Here is a 21,562-nt window from a genome sequence, read left to right on the forward strand (position 1 = left end):
TTAAAAGAAGCTCTCGGGGACAAAGACCACATCGTCAGGCTGCACTACTACGTCTTTTTCCTTCTCCCCTCTTTCCGTTATATCCTTCACCTTTACTATCAGCGTCTTCCTCTTCCCATCCTCTATGCGCATGACCCTGGTCCTGTTCACATCCGCGTCTTTGGTGAAGCCTTCAGCCATGGCCACCGCCTCAAGGACCGTCATATCCCTCTCATCCGGCATATCGAACTTGCCCGGCTTATTGACCTCTCCCATTACGGAGACCTGCCTGGGATGATACTCATCGATGAATACCAGCACCTCGGCCTTTACCAGGTAATCTTTTTCAAGCAGCTCCTTTATCTTCTCCTCAAGGTCCTGGACGGTCAAACCCCTGGCCATGACCTGGCCTATCAAAGGAAATGATATATAGCCGTCTGCGGCTATTCTAGTCTTGGTCGTCAGGTCGGGCTGGCCGTGGACGGTTATTTGAAGGATGTCGGTGGGTTGTAATTTATATTTACCCTGGGCGGCGGAATCTGCGGCAAATACAGGCACAACGAAAACGGCCGCCAGGAGTAGGATTGTGATAAAAATCTTCATTTTGTTAAAATCCTACGGTTCCGCTGAATGTGACCTTGTTGTCTGTATAATTGAAAGTGGAGAACCTTGAATAACGCCTGGTATAGTCGTACTTCACTTCGGCCGAGAGCCATTTCTGGACATCGTACCTGAGCGAACATCCGGTGGCAAAGAAATTATCGTATCTTTTTGCCGTAACGCCGCCTTCGGTAGTTTCGGACGGGTAGAGATTGAGCTGATACGCGCCGAACGGGCTTATGGAAACTTTTTTATTGAATTTATGGACATACCGCAGGTCCACAATCGTCCCGTGGTAAGAATTGTTATTGGAATAGTCCGACTCGAAGACGCTCGAATCTATGCCGAAACTCCATATGTCGTCTTTAGTCTGATGGAAATCCACGCCGCCGCTCGCGGTGAAACCAAAGAAAGGCTTATCATTAAAGATATCCGATTTATCGAAATGCTGGTACTTGCATCCGCCTTTTATATCCGCGACTATCTTGTTTGTAGGCTTGCCCCTGATGCCCAAAAGCGCGTTCACAAAATACGCGTCCGGAGGGATCGAGCTGTTCATGTAGTGTATAAAGCCAAGATCGCCTTCCACAAACAACACCGTCTTGGGCATTATCCGGTAGCTTACCGCGGCGTCTACGATGTTGGTCATCCTCACCTTATCGCCATACGTGACGGACTGGTAGACGAGGTCGTCCTGCTGGCTGTAGCTGTTAAAGATATTGGTGTAGCCGACGTCGAAACCGAGCTTGTTGAACTGCGCCCCCAGATCTGTCCTGAATGTGTTCTCCTGTCTTCCTATACGCCTCGAGTTTTCATCCGCGGCCCTGTCCGTGTAATCCCTATAGACATCCTTCACCCGTATCTTGTAATCGGTAAAATTTATCTCGCCGAGGCCCCTGACAAGATGGTCGACGTGGTTTTCATTGTTATACCTGCCGTACATAAAAATACTGGGAAAATAATCGGCGCTGAAGTTGTGGTCCCCTACCGGCAGCTCGACCCCCATCGAAGGCGTCAGGATAGTTATGGCGTCAAATTTTTCCTTCCCCTTGGTTAAATATATATTCGTATCGAGCTCTTCACTGGCTTTGAAAGCGCCGTGGACTATTAAGTTGCCGACCTTTACCCCTTCCCTGTCTGGGAGATCGATATTTTTAAGTTTCACATCCTGCAACACTTGCGCCGAGGCCATGCCGCATACATTGAGTGCTAATGCAAAAGATATGGCTAAGATCAATATAGACTTTCCGATATTATATCGCTTTTTCATTATTCCTCCCGATGTAAACAGAGACTTACCTTAAACAATATGTAAAAGGAATTATAACATTTACCATATATAAGTCAATATAATAATAAGAAAATGGGAGGTCATTAAATAATGACCTCCCAAATATGCTCCAAACCTGTTTTTAGCGCCTCATTACGTCTGGCTGGCCGCGCTATCGTTTATAGCATCCGGCGGAGCTATATCTACCGTCCCCGGTGCATTTTCATCTCCAGGAGTATATGGTTCCGCAACCAGGGGTATCTCTAGAAAACCCGACATGTCAGGCGGCGTTCCGAACGGGGTAAAACCGTTCCCGCCTATGCCCATAGGCATCCCCATCCCAAGCTCAAAATTTTCATTATTAAGCAGATTTGTCAGTTGCAGGATGCTATCAGGCGAAAAAACCGACGTTGAGGCGCCGTTAAAACCCATATAGACGATCGAACCGTGCGCTCCGCAAATAGCGTTCGGCGTTTTTACAAGAAATTCCGACGGGCCATCAGCTTTATTCACGATCATTTTCAGCTCGCCAAGGCTCAATTTTACTCCGACTTTCCTAGAAAGCTCCTCATATATGATGGTCTCTACAAGAATCTCCGTACCGGGCTTCAAGGATATGCTGCTCTTATCGGGAAATTCCAGGAAGACCTTGCCGTCTTCAAGCGTCTTTATTGAATCGTTAGCCTTAAGGGCCTGGCCCGCTTTTGCATCTGCCCATTCAGTATCAAGTCCGGTTTTAACAAGGACCTGCCCCTCGATAGCCGCTACCGTTAATGCCATTTCCTGTGCAACCGCCCCTGTGGTAAATACCGCTAAAAACACCGCCAGGACAAATACACCCGTCTTGAATATCTTCATCTGTTATCCTCCATAGTCGGTTTGGGTGGAACTTAGTTTGTACTTAAAGTATAGCACAATTAATTTATTATTCAATATTTTTTAACTAACTTTTTTGTATTTAACAATATCGTGATCCAGACTTTCCGAATCTAATCCTCATCGAGGTGCATATCGACATAAGACGCCATCAACTCTCCCACATTAGCCGGAGGTATAGTCGAAAAATAATGGTCTACTATCGCGTGACCCATCTCATGGGCTAATACCGAATCCGATATGTCGCTGGCGCAAGTATAGATAGTCTTGTGTCGATGTATATAAAAGGACTTGTAATTTTCCCTCTTCTTAAAGATCTCATAGTACTCGTCGTTCAACTCGCGTCGGTTCTTATATATCCTGACCTTTAGGCGCAACTTCGACGGCCACATATTGAGGATCTCTTTAGCACGAAAAAATATGGCGTCCAGCCTGCGGGCGATCCTGCCTTTTACGTCGGACGGCCTTTCGCCGGCAGTCAAATTATTGATATAAAATTCTCTCTCGTTTATACTATTTTCAATGTCGTCGAGATCGATAGCATCGTCGTATTCTATGGTGAAAGACTTGCTCTCTATCGTACCCCATCCGCCCGGTTTTGAGGCGCTATCGCTTCTGCCGGCGGATGAGGTCGTCAAGACGGCGTGACTTGGGGCGTTTTCCGCATGCACTCCTAAGAGAGGCGAATACCATAAGAACGGATTTGCGATGACGAACGCCATTACCAAGGGCAACGTCATATCTTTGGATCTCGGCAAATGATTAGACATTGAATTTTGCGATCTCTTTCTTCATTTCTTCAAGCTTTGATCTCAGGCCTTCAGGGGCTTCTTTACAACAGGAATTTATCTCCGATTCAAGCTCTATCGAAACCTTCCTGATCCTGACTATGCGATCCCTCAGATTCGCGCTCATCCTTTCGAGCGAGGACGCAAGGGCCTTTATCTCGTCGCCCTTACGAAGATTGAACCTGATATTAAGATTGCCCGCGGTTATCTCATCGATGTCTTTCTCCAACCTGTATAAAGGGCCGGCTATCTTATGAGAAGTAAGCAAGGTCACCGCGATGGTCGCAAGCCCTATCAGCACTATGACCACCGCGCTGGACAAAAATACCGCCGGCAACAGATAATCGGCGGTACTTTTTATGGTAAGGCGCGAATTTATGAATGTCGTGGTCACCGTCGCCCTGGACATCGAGTAGATTATATACCCGGATATCGCCGCCCCCAGCGCTACCAAAGAGCAGAACTTGATTATAAAATTCGTCTGGAACTTCTTGTCTATATAATAGTTCCTTCTTCTATTCGCGAATTTATTGTCCATCGCCGCCCCCAATCTGCCTCAACCTTATATCGCTGAGCACCTTTTTATCTATCCTGACCGCTGTCTTCTTGCGCAGGTCAGCGATCCATTTCTCAAAGGCCTCCCGCTCCCTTCTCCTGACGATATTTTTTCTTATCCTCGGGGCCATATCTTCAAAGGAGCCGGCCTTCGACCCTTCACTGGCCAGCATCCGCTCATATTCTTCCTTCATATCCTGCTCTCTCACTATTATATCGGAAGAGAATTCCCGCGACTTCTTCTTTATGAGCAGCTTTAGCAGGGCCTGCTCCCAGTACCTCTCTATCTCCTTCATAAAGGCCTTGTCCTTATCGAAATCCTGGGCCTGCGCTTCCATCAAAAGTATCTTCTTCACTATCATCTCGTCAAGGATCTCCTCCCTGGCCTTAGCCGGGTCGTCGGACAAATACTTGTTCTCCGCAATGAGATCCGCTTCATTCTTAAAATCTTCCACCGTCATCTCGTAATTGCCTATTCTCGCGACTATCACCTTTTCGTCGGGCCCTGTCCTCTTTTCACCGCATCCCGCGACGATAAGAAATAACGACAGGACCAATGCCGGTAACGCGACATTACGCTTTTTTATCATGGTAATCTCCCATTGTAATACGGATCAGGACGCGCCTATGCCGAAGAGCACGACCGGTACCGTCTTAAATAATATTTTGAAGTCAAGTCCCAGCGACCAATTGTCGATATACTGCAGGTCGAGCCTCATCCATTCCTCAAAACCTATCTTATTCCTTCCGCTTATCTGCCAGATGCATGTTATGCCGGGCCTCATCGACAGGCGCCTGCGCTGCCACGGCTCATATTGCGACACCTCTTTAGGGATCGGCGGACGGGGCCCGACGAGGCTCATCTCGCCTACGAAGACGTTGAAGAGTTGAGGAAGCTCATCTATGCTGAATTTCCTTAGGAGCTTACCGAGCGCCGTGACGCGCGGATCGTTCTTCATCTTGAAGACCGGCCCCTTCATCTCGTTCTTCTCCACCAGTTCCGAGAGCCGCTCGTGCGCGCCCTTCTGCATCGACCGGAACTTGTAAAGTATAAAACGCCTTCCGTTCAAACCGACTCTCTTCTGTAAATAAAACACCGGCCCGGGAGACGTCAATTTTATCAATAACGCCGTTATTACCAGGATCGGGCTAAGCGCTATAATGCCCAAACCCGACACGATGATATCAATGGCCCTCTTGATAAATAACTCCCATTCCTGCGCTATCGTGGTCTCAAAAGATATCAAGGGAACGCCGTCCAGCTCGGTCTGGCGCGCCTTGGCTATCTTCAGGTCAAACAGGTCTATGGCGATCGTCGTCTTGACGCCTTGAGTCTCGCAAACATACAGCGAATTCTCTATAGCGGTAAGCTTGGATCTCGGGATCACAAATACAACCTCGTCTATAGTGCGGCCGCTAAGTATCTTTGGTATATCGTCGAGCATACCTATTACCTTGCTGCCGTCCACTGCCTTGCCCATGTGGGACTCTTCATATTCGATGACGCCTACTATCTTAAAGCCCCACTCCGGGTGATTATTGATCTTGCCCATGAATTGCAGGGCGCGTTTTCCGGTCCCGACGATAAGAAGCCTCCTGAAATTATAACCCTGTTTTCTCACATAGCGCATTATCGAAAAGATCGCCACCTTCTCGGCGATCACGGCCATCGAGCTTAATGCCAGAAATATGGCAAAGAAGCCGCGGCTTACGAACCTCAATTTAAGCAAGAAGGCCGCCGCGCCGAATATTATAGCGGTAAGAAAGACGGATTTAAGTATGATGAATAGGACTTCAGTAAGCTTCTTGGTGCGCAGGCTCTTATACATTCCGTTCGCGTAAAGCGAAAAGCTCCATATCGGAATCACGAAAAAAAGGACTATCAGATAATCGCTTATGGATAGGTCGCTTGCGTCGGCAAATACCCTGACGAAAGGTATCAAATCGAATTTATACAAGACGTGGAAATACTGGCGAAGGAAGAAAGAGATGAAAAATACGAACGCTACGATGAATATGTCAAATATTATCATCGCCCTTCGAATTACTTCCTCTTTCTCACGCAGCATATCTAATCTTCTCCCAATCAGTAACTATTCAGTAGGGGAGGTTTAAACCTCCCCTACTTATTTCTTCATGATAATAGCCGCATACACGGTAAATAATAGCATATTTGCGGGTATGTGGAAATTAAAATCAATCAGGCCGTGAAGCGCCAGGCTCAATACGCCTGCGGCGCATCCGACGGAGCGAAGACTATTACGTGCTTCTTTAGTAAATCCCGTCTTTATGATCACGACAAAGATCCAGAGCATTAGAAAAGGCGCCAGCAGGCCCATCTCCGCGGCCATCTGCAGATAGTCGTTATGCGCGGCATTTGCCAGGGCAACGAGGCCCTCGGGCCGGAAACGCGGGAATCCCCAGATGAACGTCCCTATTCCGGTACCTATCGCCGGATTATGAATTATCATGTCAACGCTGCCTTTCCATATCTTTAGGCGCGTTCCGTCAAAGAGGTCGGCGCCGTAAGGCGCATAAGCAAGTTTTAGCCTGTCCGATATCGTCTCTCTGCCTAAATATACGAATGAGAATATTATCATCAGGACGAGAATAAATATAAGTATGCTCTTAATATTTATTGTCCTTCTCTTCCTTATGACGAGCATCATGACGATCAATGATACGCCCATACTAAGCCATGCGCCGCGCGATTGGGCCAATATAAAAGCGGAGGCCATAAATATCAATGCTGTCACCAGAAATACTCTATGGTCCTTCGCCACGCGGACATCCCCTTTCAACCGAGACATCTGGTTGAATAACTCGGCTATAGCGACCGGCATAGCGAGTTCCAGGTAGCCGGCAAAGTGGTTATGATTTACATAAGTTGATGCGAGAAAATCCTGCGGAATCCACCATGAATGGGGCAGCGTTCCGAAATATTGAAAAAGTCCGTATAGCGAAAGACACCCGCCCATGGATATGATGAGATATATCAGGCGTTTAACCATTTGTCCGTCAAATTCATTGATGATCACGTAATACACCCCTATGTATCCTAAAAGCCTCAAGAGGGCGTAAAAACTGTCATGTTTGTATATGGAGAAGACGAATGATATGGCGGCCAGGACCGTTAAGAGCAGGATGGGCAGATCGATGGAATTAGTTGTAAGTCGTAAGTTGTAAGTTGTAAGTTTGGGTTTTGCAGGGTTCGGGGAGACATTGACAACCTTAAAAAGCCACAGAAATATGATGATAAGCTCGACGAGCAGGATCGGCGTCATCGCCCATAGCCGGACAGATGCGCCTCTGGCTATCGGCGAAAATATGAGTATCGCCGCCAGCAGTATCCACAAAAGCTTTTTATACACCCTATACTTTTTTACCATTGTTATAATCTACATGCTCTTAAAAATTATTATGTTAAGAAATAAAATCTATTGCCTAATATCTTTCCTGTGTTTTATTCAGCATATGTTATGCTAACATCTCCAATCTCTATATTTCGCTCTTCAAAATTAACTGGATTATAATATTCATCGTTAACGAAAGAAACACTAAGCACTCTTATACCCCCATCTGTTTTTGCGGAAAAGGTGTATTTATTCCATTCTTCTTTTTTAATAAACATTTCCCCAATTTCTTCATCATCTACTCTCACTATTATATATGGATAAAATCTTTGGTGGTTAGAATCCGCCAACTTTGTCATAAGAAATCTTCTGGCGTTTATTGTTATAACCGCACAACCGGGCTTCATCTTAAGGGGAACGTATACTGTACCATTCCAATACATAACCCCATTTACAATTTCGGTTTTTTCATCATATGCCTTGCCGCGCCACTCTTCTTTAGAAATAGCGTATGAAATATCTATTGATTCCGTCTGTTTCATAAACGATCTCTTGATATCTTGTATCCGCTTTAATTCATTCCTTCTTTCTTTCTCGAACACAACCGGCTCTTCCAGATGTTTGTAATAATTCAATTTGGCAATGACTTCTTTGCGGAATTGCCAAAGATTATTGTTTACGATAAAAGCGTATAGGTTTTGATCCGATACTAGATTCTCAGGCGTTATCGTCTGAAACACCTTGAAATCTTCTGTATGATTCCATAGTTTCGAGTATATATATCCGGATCTGCTGGGATACATCAATATGACATACCGCAGTCTTTCCAGAATAAATTTTCTTTCTTCGGCATCCAACAACTTCCATATAGAAATGGCCGCATACCCTATCATATATGAAGTATATACACCGGATGGATCTTTCCGGAAAGCCTCTTTAAAATATTCCATCGTTTTCCTGCGTCCGTCTATTTTTCCGGATTCCGGCTTTCCGGCGCCGGAATACAATTCTATGGTTCCAAGCCTAATCCAGTATTCGGCATTCGACGGATTAAGCGCTGCCGCCTTCCTATATAGCATCGAAGCCGTATCAAAAACGGCCTCCGAAGTGACTTGCCCCTTGCCCTGCTCCGTCAGTATATCGCCCAGCCCGGCAGGATATTCGGCATTGAACGGGTCAAGCCTGATGGCAGTCTGCATCTTTCCCTCTGCCTCCGCCCATTGATGCCGCGCAGCCAGCTTTTGTGCGGCCGCAGATTCGATCTCGGCTAAGAGCGGGACAAAAATGATGATACAGAGAAACACAAGCAGCGCCGCCAAAACAAAATTGACCACGATTAATTTCATATACATTACAGTGTTTGACAATAGGATATGCATTGTCATGCCGATTCTTTCTTGAATTCAGCAGGTTATTCCAGATTTACCGCACTAATCATATAATGATAATTGTGGTACGTCTTTATCCAATCATTTTTTTTAAATAATTTATATATCTTATAATTGAGTCGACCAACGGAAGGATACGAATCATTTGGATAAACTTTAATATTGCCGAATCCAATATCCCGTAGAATTTTTTTAACTTCCCAGACATTTGTCGGAAACTCATAATCTGCCGGCCTATGGTCAGATCGTTTTAATCTATGATAAATGGTGCGCAATGAACTATATAGAGACCTGGGAAGGAGTATGGATTTAATAAATTGGAACATGCCCCACGCGTTGGGATCCTCCAGGAATAGAATCCCTCCCGGCTTCAGCAGGCCACGAATAGATTTCAGTAAATATTCTAATTTATTACTCTCGTGGTGCACAACGTCTACGCATACAACATAATCAAAAGCATTTTTTTTGAAAGGCAAAAATAAAATATCCCCGGCTACGCAGTTCTTTGCGGCGGAATTTGTTTTTAGATAGTGAAGCATGCTGTAAACCATATCGAAATTAACAAAAAAATACCCCTTATTTTCAAAATCAGTAAAATTTGTATCATAACCGCATCCTATATTAACAATAGCCTTAGGTGCTGGCCCGATATTTTGTCTTACCATATTCCAGAATTCCACCTTAGAATTTTTCCACTGCGTTCTTGAAAACTCTTCTTTTTTATTAAAACCGAACGTCATCATACGCGCAAGGTTCTCTTCTTCTATCAAGTGCGATTTGTCGGTATTTATAGTATATAAAAGAGGGATTTCATTCTTGATTTCGTACGTCATTTTGCACTGACAGCATCCTAAGTCGCTGCCGTTTTTGATTAAGTTACCGCCGCAGGAAGGACATGCCAAAACTTGCAATATCTCACTATTCATTATATTTGATATACCTTATTGTATTCGTTTTGAATGACATTGACATTTCAGACCTTCAACCATATATACATTCAACGTTTCTATTGCAACATCATCCCAATTAAATCTTTTCCTGACCAGTTCAATCTGGCACTTTTTATGTTCCTGCTTCAACATACCGGCAAAAATAGAAATTTTCTCTTTCAATTCATGTATATCCCCCACTTTAAAATATCTTTCATCGGCCAATCCTAATTTTTTATTCGGCGGTATGTCGCTCGCTATACAGGATAAACCGTAACTCATTGCTTCAAGTAGTACTATCGGCATACCTTCATAATAGGACGGGAGAACAAACAAACCCGCATGGCTGTAAAGCTCTTCGAGAGCTGTCCCGGTAAGCGACCCGGTCAATACAATATCCGGATTGCGACCGGCCCTCTCCTCGATCGAGGCCGCATACCTGTCTTTATGATCCGAGGCCCCGACGATAACAAGTTTCCATTTTTCACCGGCTATCATGCCGCCCTGTATCAAACTAAACGCGTCAATCAGGTCGCCGAAACCTTTTTCCGGAACAAACCTCCCTACAGCAAGTATATATCTGTTCTTTGCGAGTGAATATTTCTTAAGCATCTCCTGGCTCTCAGACGGACTTTTTACGTCCACTCCGTTAGGTATGACGAAGACTCGACGTTTAAACCTACCCGCTATATCGTCTCCGATATGGCTGGAGATGCATATTACCTCATTGGAAAAGATGCTGCCTGCAGTCTCACCCGCGCGTAAAACAATTCTCGCAAAGATACCCCACTTCTTTCGCTTGTAATCCGGGCCGTGATTTGTCATCACGACTCTCATTCCTAAAAAGCGGGCTAACGGAACAAACACAGATGGCCCTATGGCATGTATATGAAGAATATCCGGGTCTATACGCTTTGCGGCAAAGACACCAATAAACGTATGGATAAAGGCTTCGAGGAATTTATTCTTCGGGCACCGCAGAGGCAATAATTTCACGCCCTCGTATTCCCGGACCGCGTTGCCGGTATAAGGCTCCCGGGTAAAAATGGTAACATCGCATCCTTTACGGACTAGCCGCGGATATAGATGTTCGCAGTGCGACTCGACTCCGCCCTGGATATCTGGAAAACCTCGCGTTCCGAGTACGGCTATCTTCATCATTTAAAGCGCCAATCGATATCGTATTTCAACATCAACCTTACCTTGTTCTTGATGACCCATATGATCGGTTTCAATATGTTTTTCTTCATAGCCGGCGCGACAGAGCCTACCATCCAACAGTTTTTGCCGCATTTCTTCGCCTCTTTCCTCACTTCTTCGGCTCTGGCGCCATTCCATATCTTACGAAAAGGCTCTTTTTTAATATTTCCCATGCTCATTTCAAATGCATTGCACGCCATTACCTCCCCCAACGGATCTATGAAAAATAAATCCACACCGGCGGCACACGGCAGTAACCTATTATTACCATGGGCGTAATTAAGAAGCCCATAATTGAAATAAGCCCTGAACCAGTCCTTCACCCTTATGTTCATCAATTGATCGGTCATAAGTTTCATTAATTCCCTGTCAAAATCCGCTATTCTGGTTATCGTATTATCAAACTTATGGAAATAGTAGGAATTATGGACACAAGCAGTCGCGAACTCCATACCCATATCTTTGGATAAAATATATAGCCCCATCATATCAGATATGTTAGCGTCGGAAAGCGTTATACCAAAACCGATATCCTTAATCCCCATGCCCTTTAATTCCGTTAATGTCCTCATGCCGCGGTCAAAACAGTCTTTCATGCCTCGCAGATCATCATTTACCGTCCGCAATCCCTCAAGACTCACCCTTATCCCGACAGAAGGATATTTCCGGGCTACTGCCAAAATCTTTTCTGTATAATAACCGTTGGTACTTATAACGACTCTTCGCGCCTTTAAACTCAATATCCTCACAAAATCGGCAATGTCGTCCCGTATGAAGGGCTCTCCGCCTGTAATGTTACAGAAAGCAAGGCCGGGCAACGATTCTAAATCCTGCGGTTTTATTTCGTCTTTAGGATCGGTTGGATGCTGCCACGTATTGCACATGCGGCACCTTGCGTTGCACCTATATGTGACTATAACACAACCATCCATCTTGTCTCCATCGTTTATCACGGCTCCATTTAACAATTGTCTTTTTCTTAATTCAAAATATAATAATGAAATCGAGAGTAAAAAATAAAAATCTATTTCTTATAATTTTGTAGCCGGATATATGCGCATCGGATAAAATATTTTTTATCTCCCGCAATGATAATATATTCATATAAGCGTCCGTTGCCCATTTTTTTCCCGTAATACAAAGATACTTATCGAATAAATTTTTGGGCAATAAATGCAGCAGTGGGGTCCGTGTATGAACCTCTATTGGAAAATACCGGTTGGGTGTTGTTATAAATACCGAATCCGCAACTCTTTTCGCTTCCCGCAAAAACAATACCTGGCTATCCCTTCTTCCTACATGTTCTATTACCGCGTTCGACCAGCAAATATCAAATTGTTTATCTCTGAAAGGAAAAATTCCTCCTTTATACGTGACCGCCTTTACCAGTGGATATCTTTCCGAAAACTTATGAGGCGCATCTATCCCTAATGCCGTTATGTTTCCCGGATATGGATAATGTTTTTCTAAAAAATTATCGGATGGACCGTACTCTTCATCGCTGAAACCGACATCTATAATAGTGCTTTCGGACGTTGGTTTTAAAATATTTAAAAAAAGCCCCATTTTCTTTGCTCTATTATATGCGGATATTTTCTCAGCGATAGACATTTTACCGGGTTTCATGTTTACTTATTGCCTCATTATATAATTCAATTAATTTTTCATAGTGCTTTTCGCTGTTTAACTCTTCCCTGACAAAAACTACGGCGTTTTTGCCCATTTCCATAATCTTCCCTGGGTTAGTTATTAGATATCGAATTTTCGCAACAAGATCGTTTGTATCCCCGGGCTCAAAAGCAAGGCCGGTAAAACCTTCCTTCACAAGCTCCGCGATCCCCCCTATCCTGGCTCCGATAACAGGCTTTCCTAAAGCAAATCCTTCCATTATCGATCTTGGATTATTCTCACACCATTCGGAAGGAAGTATGGTGAACATCGATTTCCTTATCTCTTCTTTTAATTCTTTGCCCATTTTATATCCCAAGAATCTTATATTTTGCAGATTGAGGCCTTTAACCTCATGTTCTAAAGAGCTTCTCATCGGGCCTTCGCCGATTATTTTTAAAGTTATATTTTTTATATCCTTCATGGCTCTTAACAGGGTTAAGAGTCCTTTCTCTTCGGAAAGCCTGCCAAAATAAACTACCGACTCTTCTTTCCATGTAAAATCCGGATGGAAATCTTCCATAAATACAAAATTAGGTAAATATACTATTTTACCCTTAAACCCCATATCCTCTACGGTAGACTTTAAAAATCTGCTCGGCGCTATAAAGACATCGATATAGTCATATATATGAAGTATTATATGGTGCAGATACATCTCCGCTTCGTTGACAAGACTCTTTAAAGCCGAATTCTTCACGCATCTTTGCGTAAAACAATTGTAAAACTTTCCATCTTTGCATAACCTGCATACTTTACCACCTGATATGAGACGATAAGATGCACATACCATTTTATAATCATGCATGGTCATAACCACGGGAATATTATATTTTCTAATAGCGTGCAAAATCGAAGGAGATATTTGATGGGCAAAATTATTTAAATGGATTATGTCCGGTTTCACGATTTTTATTAAATCGTCCATCTTTTTTTTTGCGTCAAGAGAGTATAGAATATTGAAAGCGATCTTTATCCTGCCGGCAATGCCGCCGGGATTTACAAGATCCGCATACGGCACAAAATAATCCTGATAGGGATATTCCGGATTGAGAGGATGTTTCATGCCCCAGTATATGACATCGTGGCCTTTTGAAGACAATAACCTGCCGGTAGCGAGAGAGCTCAATGCGTCTCCGCCTGCATTATACAAAAATTTGTTTACGATCAGGATTTTCATCTTGTACGTCAATGTGTTCCGATTACAGCCAATATCTTATTTATACTCAACATGACTATGATAAAAAAACACAACAACACAAGATATGAAAGAAACAGAGATGGGTTCATCACTGCTGGAAGCGAATACAGCGCCACCAGGGCAGCAAATATGTCTCTTTCCTCTAAATAGATTTCATATAAGCTACTATAAAGGAAGCCCATTATTATTCCCCCAACGATAACACCGATTATATTAAAATTAAGATAAAGACTTCCGAACGGGGTGGCGGGAACGCCTCCGCCGCTAAACCCGAGATTCAACAAGTCCTTAAGGAAATAATCAAAGCCAACGGGTTTCTCTTTCCATAAGAAACGCGGGATTATTATAGCCGCATTCTGCAGATACTCCACACCATATTGAAATTTCAATATACCGAGTTGGATCAACTTTACTATCGGCATATAGCTCATATCATAAACTTCATGGTGGATAAAAAACAAGTGCTTTATCACATTACCAAATATTATTACCTGCCCCATCCTCACAGTGCTAACGGCGCCTATCAAAAAAACTATAAAAAATCCAAATATCGACATCTTGGCAAAAGATATATTGAAATACTTGTTGTAAAGGCCATAAGAAAAAAATATAAGATAAAAAACGGCAGTGTTATTGGCTGTTGTAATGAAGACAATGAGCGCCACCAATGACAAAAGCCCAAAGTATTTCAACGCATGCCCTTTATTCTTGCTTAAACTTACTCCAAAAAACCAAACGAAAGAAAAGGTCACAAAAAATACAGCAGGCTCTTTAATGAAGCCTTTGCCTATCTCTGTCGACCGCCTAAGGTCGCTCAGGTCTATTTTTTCAAAAAAACTCATAGTAATACCCGAGATCCATCCGTACACGGCAAGAAGCACTAGTCCGGTGATAAAGAAAAACATCATTACAGTCCTATTTTGCTTGGCGTATGACAGCGGAACTACGCTGATAACTCTGCTTGGCAAGTTGTTCCTTTTATAGAAAAATTGATAGTAAAGCATAGCTCCGCATAAATAAGTCAGAATTCCGATAGTCTGTATATCGAGAGGCAACCTATTATCATACAGCTTATGCCTTAGTATAATAGAGGGTATGACATACAAAATTGAAAAAGCAGCAAGCGGATATACACAAGGAGCGAAAATATTAACGGCCGATCTATGCAAAAATATATAGTAGAATGACGGAATAACTATCAAAAACATATTTAGCGTCAGCATGATGTTTACATAGCCTATCGACTGTTTCAGGGTCTCAAAAAAAAGAATCAAAGCGCCGATAAGACCCGCTAAGATCGAAGTTCCTGCGATGATGTAATATTTTTTATAAGCGTTCATGACGACTCTTTTTTTGGTTTAATAATTATTTCATCTTTATAAATCAAGCTATCCCTTATAACGCTTTTACATCCGAGTGAAAATCGACTATATCTGCCCAACATAATTTCGTTTAAAATTTCAGGCAGCCTACTATATAGCGGGAGATGCCATATCTTACGCCTTGCTTTTATATGCGCAATTTTACCCGTCATCAAACGTCTAACGTCATCAGAACAAACTTTATTTGATTCCAACCGACTTAAGGCAGTAACATACAGGGATTCTATTTGATCGAATGTTTCAGGTGCTGAATGAAATATTTTTTTAATGCGCGCAACGCCAATTTTTATCCCTCCCGTTGTCTGCAAATTGTGCTGCCGATATTGCACTAAAGGATCCTTAATAAAAAATCCTTTGTGGCCAGAAACTGTTAGTAGTAATATGATCCAGTCTTCATGATGTCCTGTTTTTAGCTCTCCGGGAAGTGGAAAAATCCAACCAGGTATCCGCGACGAAAACGCCAGCGTGCACCCAGGCGTAACCGAACCGATCTTAAGCAATGTCCGAAGCTGGTATATTATTTCAAATTCATCTCTTATACGGCCCAAGAACCCATTTTCCTGCCAAACCGTATAACCAAGGGAATTACATCTTTCATCTACAAGTAACGCATCGGATGCGACAAAATACAGGTTCGGATCCTGTAAAAATTTATTCTTTATCTCATCCAGCTTCGCCGGCATCCATATATCGTCCTGGTCAGATAAGACAATTATATCCCCTGAGCATAATCTTATAGACCTTTCGAAATTCTTTACCACTCCCAATTTATTTTCATTGATTGCAAAACGAACAGGAAAGGCAGACTTATCAGCAAATGCGCGCACGATATCGGTTGTCCGGTCGGTTGAACCGTCATCGCAAATGATCAATTCATCCGGAAGGCACGTTTGGCATGCGATGCTATTCAACTGCTCCTCCAGAAATCTTTCGCCGTTGTAGCTGCATAGCGCAACGGATATACGCAAGTGTTTCATTTGTCACCTATCTCTTTATCCTTCTCAAACCTGAAATAAATTTGCTTCCGATCGCTTTCAAACTGTCTATTTTTGCGGATCTCTTCTTGAAGTCGCTAAACACCTTGTCATCAATAGCTCCGACCCGTTTATTAAGCACCATTGAATATAATTTATAGCCGGTCAGGTCTTTTTCATGGAAGTTACCGGGTTTTATGGCTTTTAGATGCACCCCCGGCTCACAATCATCGCTCTCCAGCTTTTCTACCCCATAATCGGAAAAGATATGCTCAAAGTCATTCAATTCATATCGCCATAGATCATATGGGAATTCGTGATACGGAAATCCATACGAACGGGTAGTGACCAGGATTACACCCCCAGGCCTGCAAATATTTTTTATATTAGATATCACCTTCTTCCAGTCAAAGACATGTTCAATAAGTTCGGTCGAAAGTACAACGTCGAAGCTTTCTTTGCCGAATTTATCTATAATATCTTCCGCGGGACAGATTACGTCTACACCGGGCCCTTTTTTGACATCGACCCCTATATATTCAGCCGGATGCATAGACTCGACAAGGGACCTAAGACTACCATTCACATCAAGCGAGCCGATCTCCAAAATGCGTCTGCCTTCCGCTTCTTCTTTTCGCAGGTTCTTAAAACCGAATATTATACATCTTGCTGTGCACATATGCTCTCCACATTTATCCGATTTTCCTCAGATATCCTTTTGGATTCCACGTAATAAGAAAACGCTCCATAGTCCGATCTATTACAAAATCATTATTCTCCTTTATAAACGCCTCTATCGCTTCATGCGGCCCACCTGAATGAAATCCGTTTCTAAATATCAAGCCATGGTTAATGATACTGTCTTCAATTATAAAGTAACTGCCTTTGGAGACAAGAGAGTTATAAGTCCGCAGGATATTCAAGGTGTTTTCGTAGGTATGACTGCTATCCTCTATAATCAATACACGATGGTGGGGTAATATGAGATCTTTGACACGAACGAATGATCCACACGCATCGCCTTCAAGCAAACTAATGCGATGATGCGCCTTCACAACTAAAGGAATCTTGCTATGGTCAATATCAACTCCTATGACCCGGCCGTTGCCTATATGATCTAACATATGCGCAAATGCCAGCAGCATTCCTCCCCATGCATTTCCGATCTCTATGATAATATCAGGTTTTATCTCATTTACTATCTCCATATATATCCAAAAATCCATCGGCGATTTTATTGCTGGAATACCGAAATAGCGCGACCGGAGGGTTTCTTTTTGTATTTTTTTCAACAAAGCCTTTACAGGCATATTCATGGCCTTCTCTAAGTGCCTGCTATTTTCGTGGTTCTCAAATGTTTTTTGCAGAGAATCGATTATCAAAAATGCTTTTCTCCAAAAAAAACTTTTTGACTCCCTCTTTGTCTTCAGCCAAGCTGCCATTATCTCAGTCATATCCGCTCACTTTCATTTTCGAATAGCTACAAAATAAGATATAGCAAATCCGCCACAAGATATGTGATGCTTGTGGCCAGCGCAATCCCCGGCAATCCAATAACTCTCATAAGAATCAGATTTAGCGCTACGTTTAATATATTCATGATAAGCGCTATTTTCATCGGTACAAGCGTTTCTTTCATTACAAGGCGTCTTATGACAAAAAGCTGGCATAATGTGAATGGGGCGAACCCCGCAAGATAAGCAAGCCAAACCCATCTTACTTCAGCCAACCTGTCTTTTGGAAATTGTCCATAACCGTATACAAATCCTATCAGAGGCTTGCTGAAGACCGCCAAAAAAATCGTCACGGCCAAAGAAACTACTAATAATAATTTGGCAGCCCTCATAATTTTTTCTTTGAATAACTCTTTATTGCCGCCATTCTCATAATAGGTCTTACTCCAGTGGGAAAGAGTTGTAACTATGAACCCGCTGGATAATAATGCAACGGGAATCATATATAACCTATCCGCATATTCAAGGACCGATACGCTTCCTTCTTGAAGCCAGGAGGCCATGACCTTATCGATAATGGAGTTCAGCCCAAGTGCGGCCAGTCCAATAACTAAGTGCGAAAAAGTCTTTAAAAAATTCAACGATTCCGTATCAAAGACCAGCGAGAACCTGATAGAGAACAACTTTCTGTGCAAAACCGTACTCCATAATATACAGAGACGGAAGGCTTCCCCTAAAACATACCCCAGGGCTATAGCATGTACTCCTATTTTTGATTTCAGCGAAAAAATTGCCGATAATATAACCGCGGCCCGAAAGGCCGGCAATACCGCCGGAAATATGAATATTTTATAGGCATTAAGTACCCCGCTTAATATGCTCGTCGCGATGAGCAGGATAAGCAACGGCAGCATCTCCGTCAATATCTTTAGTAAAAAAGTAAGTTGCCAAGACGAAAAATTAGTTACTATGCCCAGGAGCGGGCGGGATATTGTGAGAAAAATGGCGCCGGCTATTAAGAAGGTAACGACACCTATCGTTAAAACCTTGCCTACAAAAAACCCTACCTGCTTTTCATCTCTTGACCTTACTTCCGCTATAAACGGCACTATTGAGCTCTCTATTGAATTACTGAATATTCCGGATAGATAAATGATGATCCCGTAAGCAAAGAAAAATACATCCGTAGAGCCGCTCACCCCAAACCAGGCCGCTATAAAAAACGGCACCAGAAATCCAATCGATTTGCCTGATGCGCTCCAAAATGTGGTCTTGACAATGTCTCTAAACAACAAAGAACGCGATATTTTTATCCGGTCGCTCGATACACGAATCCGTGCAAATATACTATTAGACAGGTATGCTCCTCTTGTTTTTTATTACGCCATTATATACATTAGATTATATCATATAAGAGAGTTTCGGCAAGGGGGCGAGTCGCAATAAGGACTTAAAGGGGATCAAATATAGAATTACTTACCCGCAAGAGTCATTAAGCCTTTACGAAGGCTCTCCAATATCCCCTTTTCCTTTATCCTCCAGAGAATATTCGAGGAAAACATACGTTTTATTCTGTTACGCCTATTTTTTTTATCAACAGTAACTTCGATGAGTCCCGCCAATTCCCTGAACCGCTCCTTTGATATAGCAGGACAAAAATAATTCATTGGACTTTGATGATTATAAAGAGCGACATCATAGCTCTCCCCTATTACCCCCATCTTCTTACATAGATCGAAGGCCTCCGTACCGGGATAAGGCGTAAAGATACTATATATCAAAAGATCGCACGGGATATTCTTCATTTGACTGAAAGTGTCCATTAATGTTTCTTCTGTTTCCTGAGGAAATCCGATCATATAAAAAACGTGCAGGTCGATGCTGTATTTTTTTATTATCTTGGCTGCCGACAAAGCTTCTTCAACAGTAATATTCTTGCGTATCAGTTTTAACATTTCATCGTTCCCTGACTCAATGCCAAGACGTATCGAAAAACATCCGGCTTTTTTCATTATAGCGATAGTTTCCTCGTCCACCAGTTTCACATGAATTTCGCATGCCCATTTGAGACCAGGGCACTGTCTTATGATTGAATTACATAAATCAAAGACGTATTTCCTGGTCACTCCAAAATAGTCGTCTTCGAAAGAAACCGCCTTCAGGCCCATACTTTGGCATAGTTTAATTTCTTCAATTATGTTATCCGGAGACCTGAATCTCACTCTCCTGCTCCAAATATTTCTGGACCCACAGAACACGCAGTTATACGGACAGCCTCTTGTGGCAAATATGTGCCTAAAAGCCTCCTTTGGATACAAGCCATAGTCTTTCAATGCCGTTTTTGCATTTTCTATGGGAAATCTTAGCGAATCTAAATCATCTATATATGCCTGGCTCGCATTCTCAGCTACACCGTCTTTTGTTCTGTACATAACGCCGCTTATATTTTGAAGCCCGCTGTCATGCCTTATAGCATGAAGCAGTTCGACAATGGTCTTCTCCCCCTCGCCTTTTACGCCTATATCTATTTCGGGGCAAGCAAAGATATCTTCTCCGACCATCGACGGATGAGGCCCTCCCATTATTACAATCGTCCCTTTGTCGCATTCTTTCGCAATTTTGGCAATTATGCATGCCGACTTAAAATTTTGCGATTTGGCCGTAATACCTACAACATCCGGCCTCCAATCCTTGATCACCGATCTAACTTCGTTCCATATCTCTGCGGCTGGGTTTTTTAAATTGTCCAGGTACCTGCGAAAACCTTCGCCCGTTTCGTAAACGACGCTTCGCTTCTCGCTGTGCGGCGTGAAGTCGGCATTGTAAGCCATTACTTCCCAATCTGTGTTATTCTTGATAGCTCCGGCAAGATAACCAAGAGAAAGAGGATAGAGATCAAGAGAATATGAGGGCTTATACAACCTATGGAATAACGGCTCGATCAGCAGGATTTTATTTCGTCGTTTCATTAATCTCCAAATAGCGTAAATGTTCGGCTTTTCACTCTAATATATTATATTTATTCTAACCCCTAATCGGTGGACAACTTTGTTTGAGCAGGGCCTGTCGTGCTTGGAACCGGCGTAAAAGGCGGGAGCTGCGCAGCCGGTTTATCCGATACCGGGCCGGTAGAGCTGGACCGGGGCACAAAACTATGTATTACCTCAGTTTGCTGGGCGGTTTTATTCAACGTAGCTACAGGAAGCGAATAGGCAGATTGATCAGGTACATCCTGAGCCATTTTTTCCGACAACACTGGTCCCGTAGCGCTTTTTATCGGCGTAAAAGCAGGAAGTGTCTTAAGCGACGGAGCCGATTGTTGTGATACCTCAGGCGAGTCGATAACCGGTGAGGTAGCTACTTGCGGAGGCAGCGCTGTTTCTAATTGTTTGAAGCTTTCGTCTTTTAATTCTTGAGTATCAGAAACTTTTTTAATTAATGCAGTCTTCTCTACAGGTTCGATTCCGGATTTAGGTGTATAAATTTGATATGATTCATCACTAGCAGGCAGTGCTGGTTCCGGCTCGGCAACCCTGGCAGGAACAACATTTTTCTCAGGCAGAGAAGAACTGGATTCTAGTTCGGTTGAAGTATTCCTTACCAAATAGTTCGTTACCAAACCAATAATAACACCTAAAAAAAGTACTAATAGTACAATACTGGTTATTATCAATGCTGATTTCGTCATATTTCACTATCAACTCCTGTTTGAAAATTGATTATACCATATGTAGCATATAATCCATACCAAAATCATTTACAAATTTGCCGTATCTGCATAAATTTTTACGCCCCGTCAAAATCGCCTGTCGCGATGAGTTCAGGGCTTAAAGTGTGGAGCTGTGTCCACTGAGGGGTTCCGTTAGAATCCCATACGTGGATACCGAATTCCCCGTAATCGAGGATGACTTCATCCTGGTTGTCCCCGTCGAAGTCGCCTCTTGC

General features: G+C 43.0%; 21 protein-coding genes. All 21 read right to left on the minus strand.

Annotation, left to right across the window (positions count from 1 at the left end; translation table 11 throughout):
* Window positions 1-582 (minus strand): polysaccharide biosynthesis/export family protein, encoded by a 582-nt coding sequence (locus tag WC592_02415; protein ID MFA4981308.1) that lies wholly within the window; start codon window positions 580-582, stop codon window positions 1-3.
* 4 nt (window positions 583-586) lie between these two features.
* Complete coding sequence (locus WC592_02420; GenBank protein MFA4981309.1) at window positions 587-1,849, minus strand: outer membrane beta-barrel protein; 1,263 nt, start codon at window positions 1,847-1,849, stop codon at window positions 587-589.
* Window positions 1,850-2,002: 153 nt separating this feature from the next.
* Complete coding sequence (locus WC592_02425; GenBank protein ID MFA4981310.1) at window positions 2,003-2,707, minus strand: FecR domain-containing protein; 705 nt, start codon at window positions 2,705-2,707, stop codon at window positions 2,003-2,005.
* A gap of 131 nt (window positions 2,708-2,838) precedes the next feature.
* Window positions 2,839-3,495: a hypothetical protein gene (locus WC592_02430; GenBank protein MFA4981311.1), complete on the minus strand. Its 657-nt coding sequence runs from the start codon at window positions 3,493-3,495 to the stop codon at window positions 2,839-2,841.
* Complete coding sequence (locus WC592_02435; protein ID MFA4981312.1) at window positions 3,488-4,051, minus strand: HAMP domain-containing protein; 564 nt, start codon at window positions 4,049-4,051, stop codon at window positions 3,488-3,490. Before WC592_02435 ends, WC592_02430 begins: the two co-directional genes overlap by 8 nt.
* Window positions 4,041-4,658: a hypothetical protein gene (locus WC592_02440; GenBank protein MFA4981313.1), complete on the minus strand. Its 618-nt coding sequence runs from the start codon at window positions 4,656-4,658 to the stop codon at window positions 4,041-4,043. Before WC592_02440 ends, WC592_02435 begins: the two co-directional genes overlap by 11 nt.
* Before the next feature lie 24 nt (window positions 4,659-4,682).
* Window positions 4,683-6,137, minus strand: a complete 1,455-nt coding sequence (locus tag WC592_02445) for a sugar transferase (protein ID MFA4981314.1) — start codon at window positions 6,135-6,137, stop codon at window positions 4,683-4,685.
* Window positions 6,138-6,194: 57 nt separating this feature from the next.
* Window positions 6,195-7,457, minus strand: coding sequence for an O-antigen ligase family protein (locus WC592_02450; protein ID MFA4981315.1), 1,263 nt, complete (start codon window positions 7,455-7,457; stop codon window positions 6,195-6,197).
* A 74-nt stretch (window positions 7,458-7,531) separates the two neighbouring features.
* Entirely contained in the window at window positions 7,532-8,620 is a 1,089-nt protein-coding gene (locus WC592_02455; GenBank protein ID MFA4981316.1) for a carbohydrate-binding domain-containing protein, read from the minus strand.
* A gap of 212 nt (window positions 8,621-8,832) precedes the next feature.
* Window positions 8,833-9,642, minus strand: a complete 810-nt coding sequence (locus WC592_02460; protein ID MFA4981317.1) for a class I SAM-dependent methyltransferase — start codon at window positions 9,640-9,642, stop codon at window positions 8,833-8,835.
* A 108-nt stretch (window positions 9,643-9,750) separates the two neighbouring features.
* Complete coding sequence (locus WC592_02465) at window positions 9,751-10,899, minus strand: glycosyltransferase family 4 protein (GenBank protein ID MFA4981318.1); 1,149 nt, start codon at window positions 10,897-10,899, stop codon at window positions 9,751-9,753.
* Window positions 10,896-11,891 carry a radical SAM protein gene (locus WC592_02470; protein ID MFA4981319.1) on the minus strand — a complete coding sequence of 332 codons (996 nt, stop codon included), beginning with the start codon at window positions 11,889-11,891 and terminating at the stop codon, window positions 10,896-10,898. The genes WC592_02465 and WC592_02470 overlap by 4 nt, the downstream gene beginning before the upstream one ends.
* Before the next feature lie 31 nt (window positions 11,892-11,922).
* Window positions 11,923-12,564, minus strand: coding sequence for a methyltransferase domain-containing protein (locus WC592_02475; GenBank protein MFA4981320.1), 642 nt, complete (start codon window positions 12,562-12,564; stop codon window positions 11,923-11,925).
* Window positions 12,551-13,786 (minus strand): glycosyltransferase family 4 protein, encoded by a 1,236-nt coding sequence (locus tag WC592_02480; GenBank protein MFA4981321.1) that lies wholly within the window; start codon window positions 13,784-13,786, stop codon window positions 12,551-12,553. The genes WC592_02475 and WC592_02480 overlap by 14 nt, the downstream gene beginning before the upstream one ends.
* Before the next feature lie 8 nt (window positions 13,787-13,794).
* Entirely contained in the window at window positions 13,795-15,147 is a 1,353-nt protein-coding gene (locus tag WC592_02485) for a hypothetical protein (protein MFA4981322.1), read from the minus strand.
* On the minus strand, window positions 15,144-16,166 hold the full coding sequence (locus WC592_02490) for a glycosyltransferase (GenBank protein MFA4981323.1): 1,023 nt from the start codon (window positions 16,164-16,166) through the stop codon (window positions 15,144-15,146). Before WC592_02490 ends, WC592_02485 begins: the two co-directional genes overlap by 4 nt.
* Before the next feature lie 7 nt (window positions 16,167-16,173).
* Window positions 16,174-16,842: a methyltransferase domain-containing protein gene (locus tag WC592_02495; GenBank protein ID MFA4981324.1), complete on the minus strand. Its 669-nt coding sequence runs from the start codon at window positions 16,840-16,842 to the stop codon at window positions 16,174-16,176.
* Window positions 16,843-16,855: 13 nt separating this feature from the next.
* On the minus strand, window positions 16,856-17,617 hold the full coding sequence (locus WC592_02500) for a CmcI family methyltransferase (protein ID MFA4981325.1): 762 nt from the start codon (window positions 17,615-17,617) through the stop codon (window positions 16,856-16,858).
* 26 nt (window positions 17,618-17,643) lie between these two features.
* Window positions 17,644-18,909 (minus strand): lipid II flippase MurJ, encoded by a 1,266-nt coding sequence (locus tag WC592_02505; GenBank protein ID MFA4981326.1) that lies wholly within the window; start codon window positions 18,907-18,909, stop codon window positions 17,644-17,646.
* Between the two features lie 180 nt (window positions 18,910-19,089).
* On the minus strand, window positions 19,090-20,586 hold the full coding sequence (locus tag WC592_02510; GenBank protein MFA4981327.1) for a radical SAM protein: 1,497 nt from the start codon (window positions 20,584-20,586) through the stop codon (window positions 19,090-19,092).
* A 62-nt stretch (window positions 20,587-20,648) separates the two neighbouring features.
* On the minus strand, window positions 20,649-21,305 hold the full coding sequence (locus WC592_02515) for a hypothetical protein (protein MFA4981328.1): 657 nt from the start codon (window positions 21,303-21,305) through the stop codon (window positions 20,649-20,651).
* Window positions 21,306-21,562 lie beyond the last annotated feature (257 nt).

Source organism: Candidatus Omnitrophota bacterium, from assembly GCA_041648975.1.
In the GTDB taxonomy this organism is placed as follows: Bacteria; Omnitrophota; Gorgyraeia; order 2-01-FULL-45-10; family 2-01-FULL-45-10; genus JAQUSE01.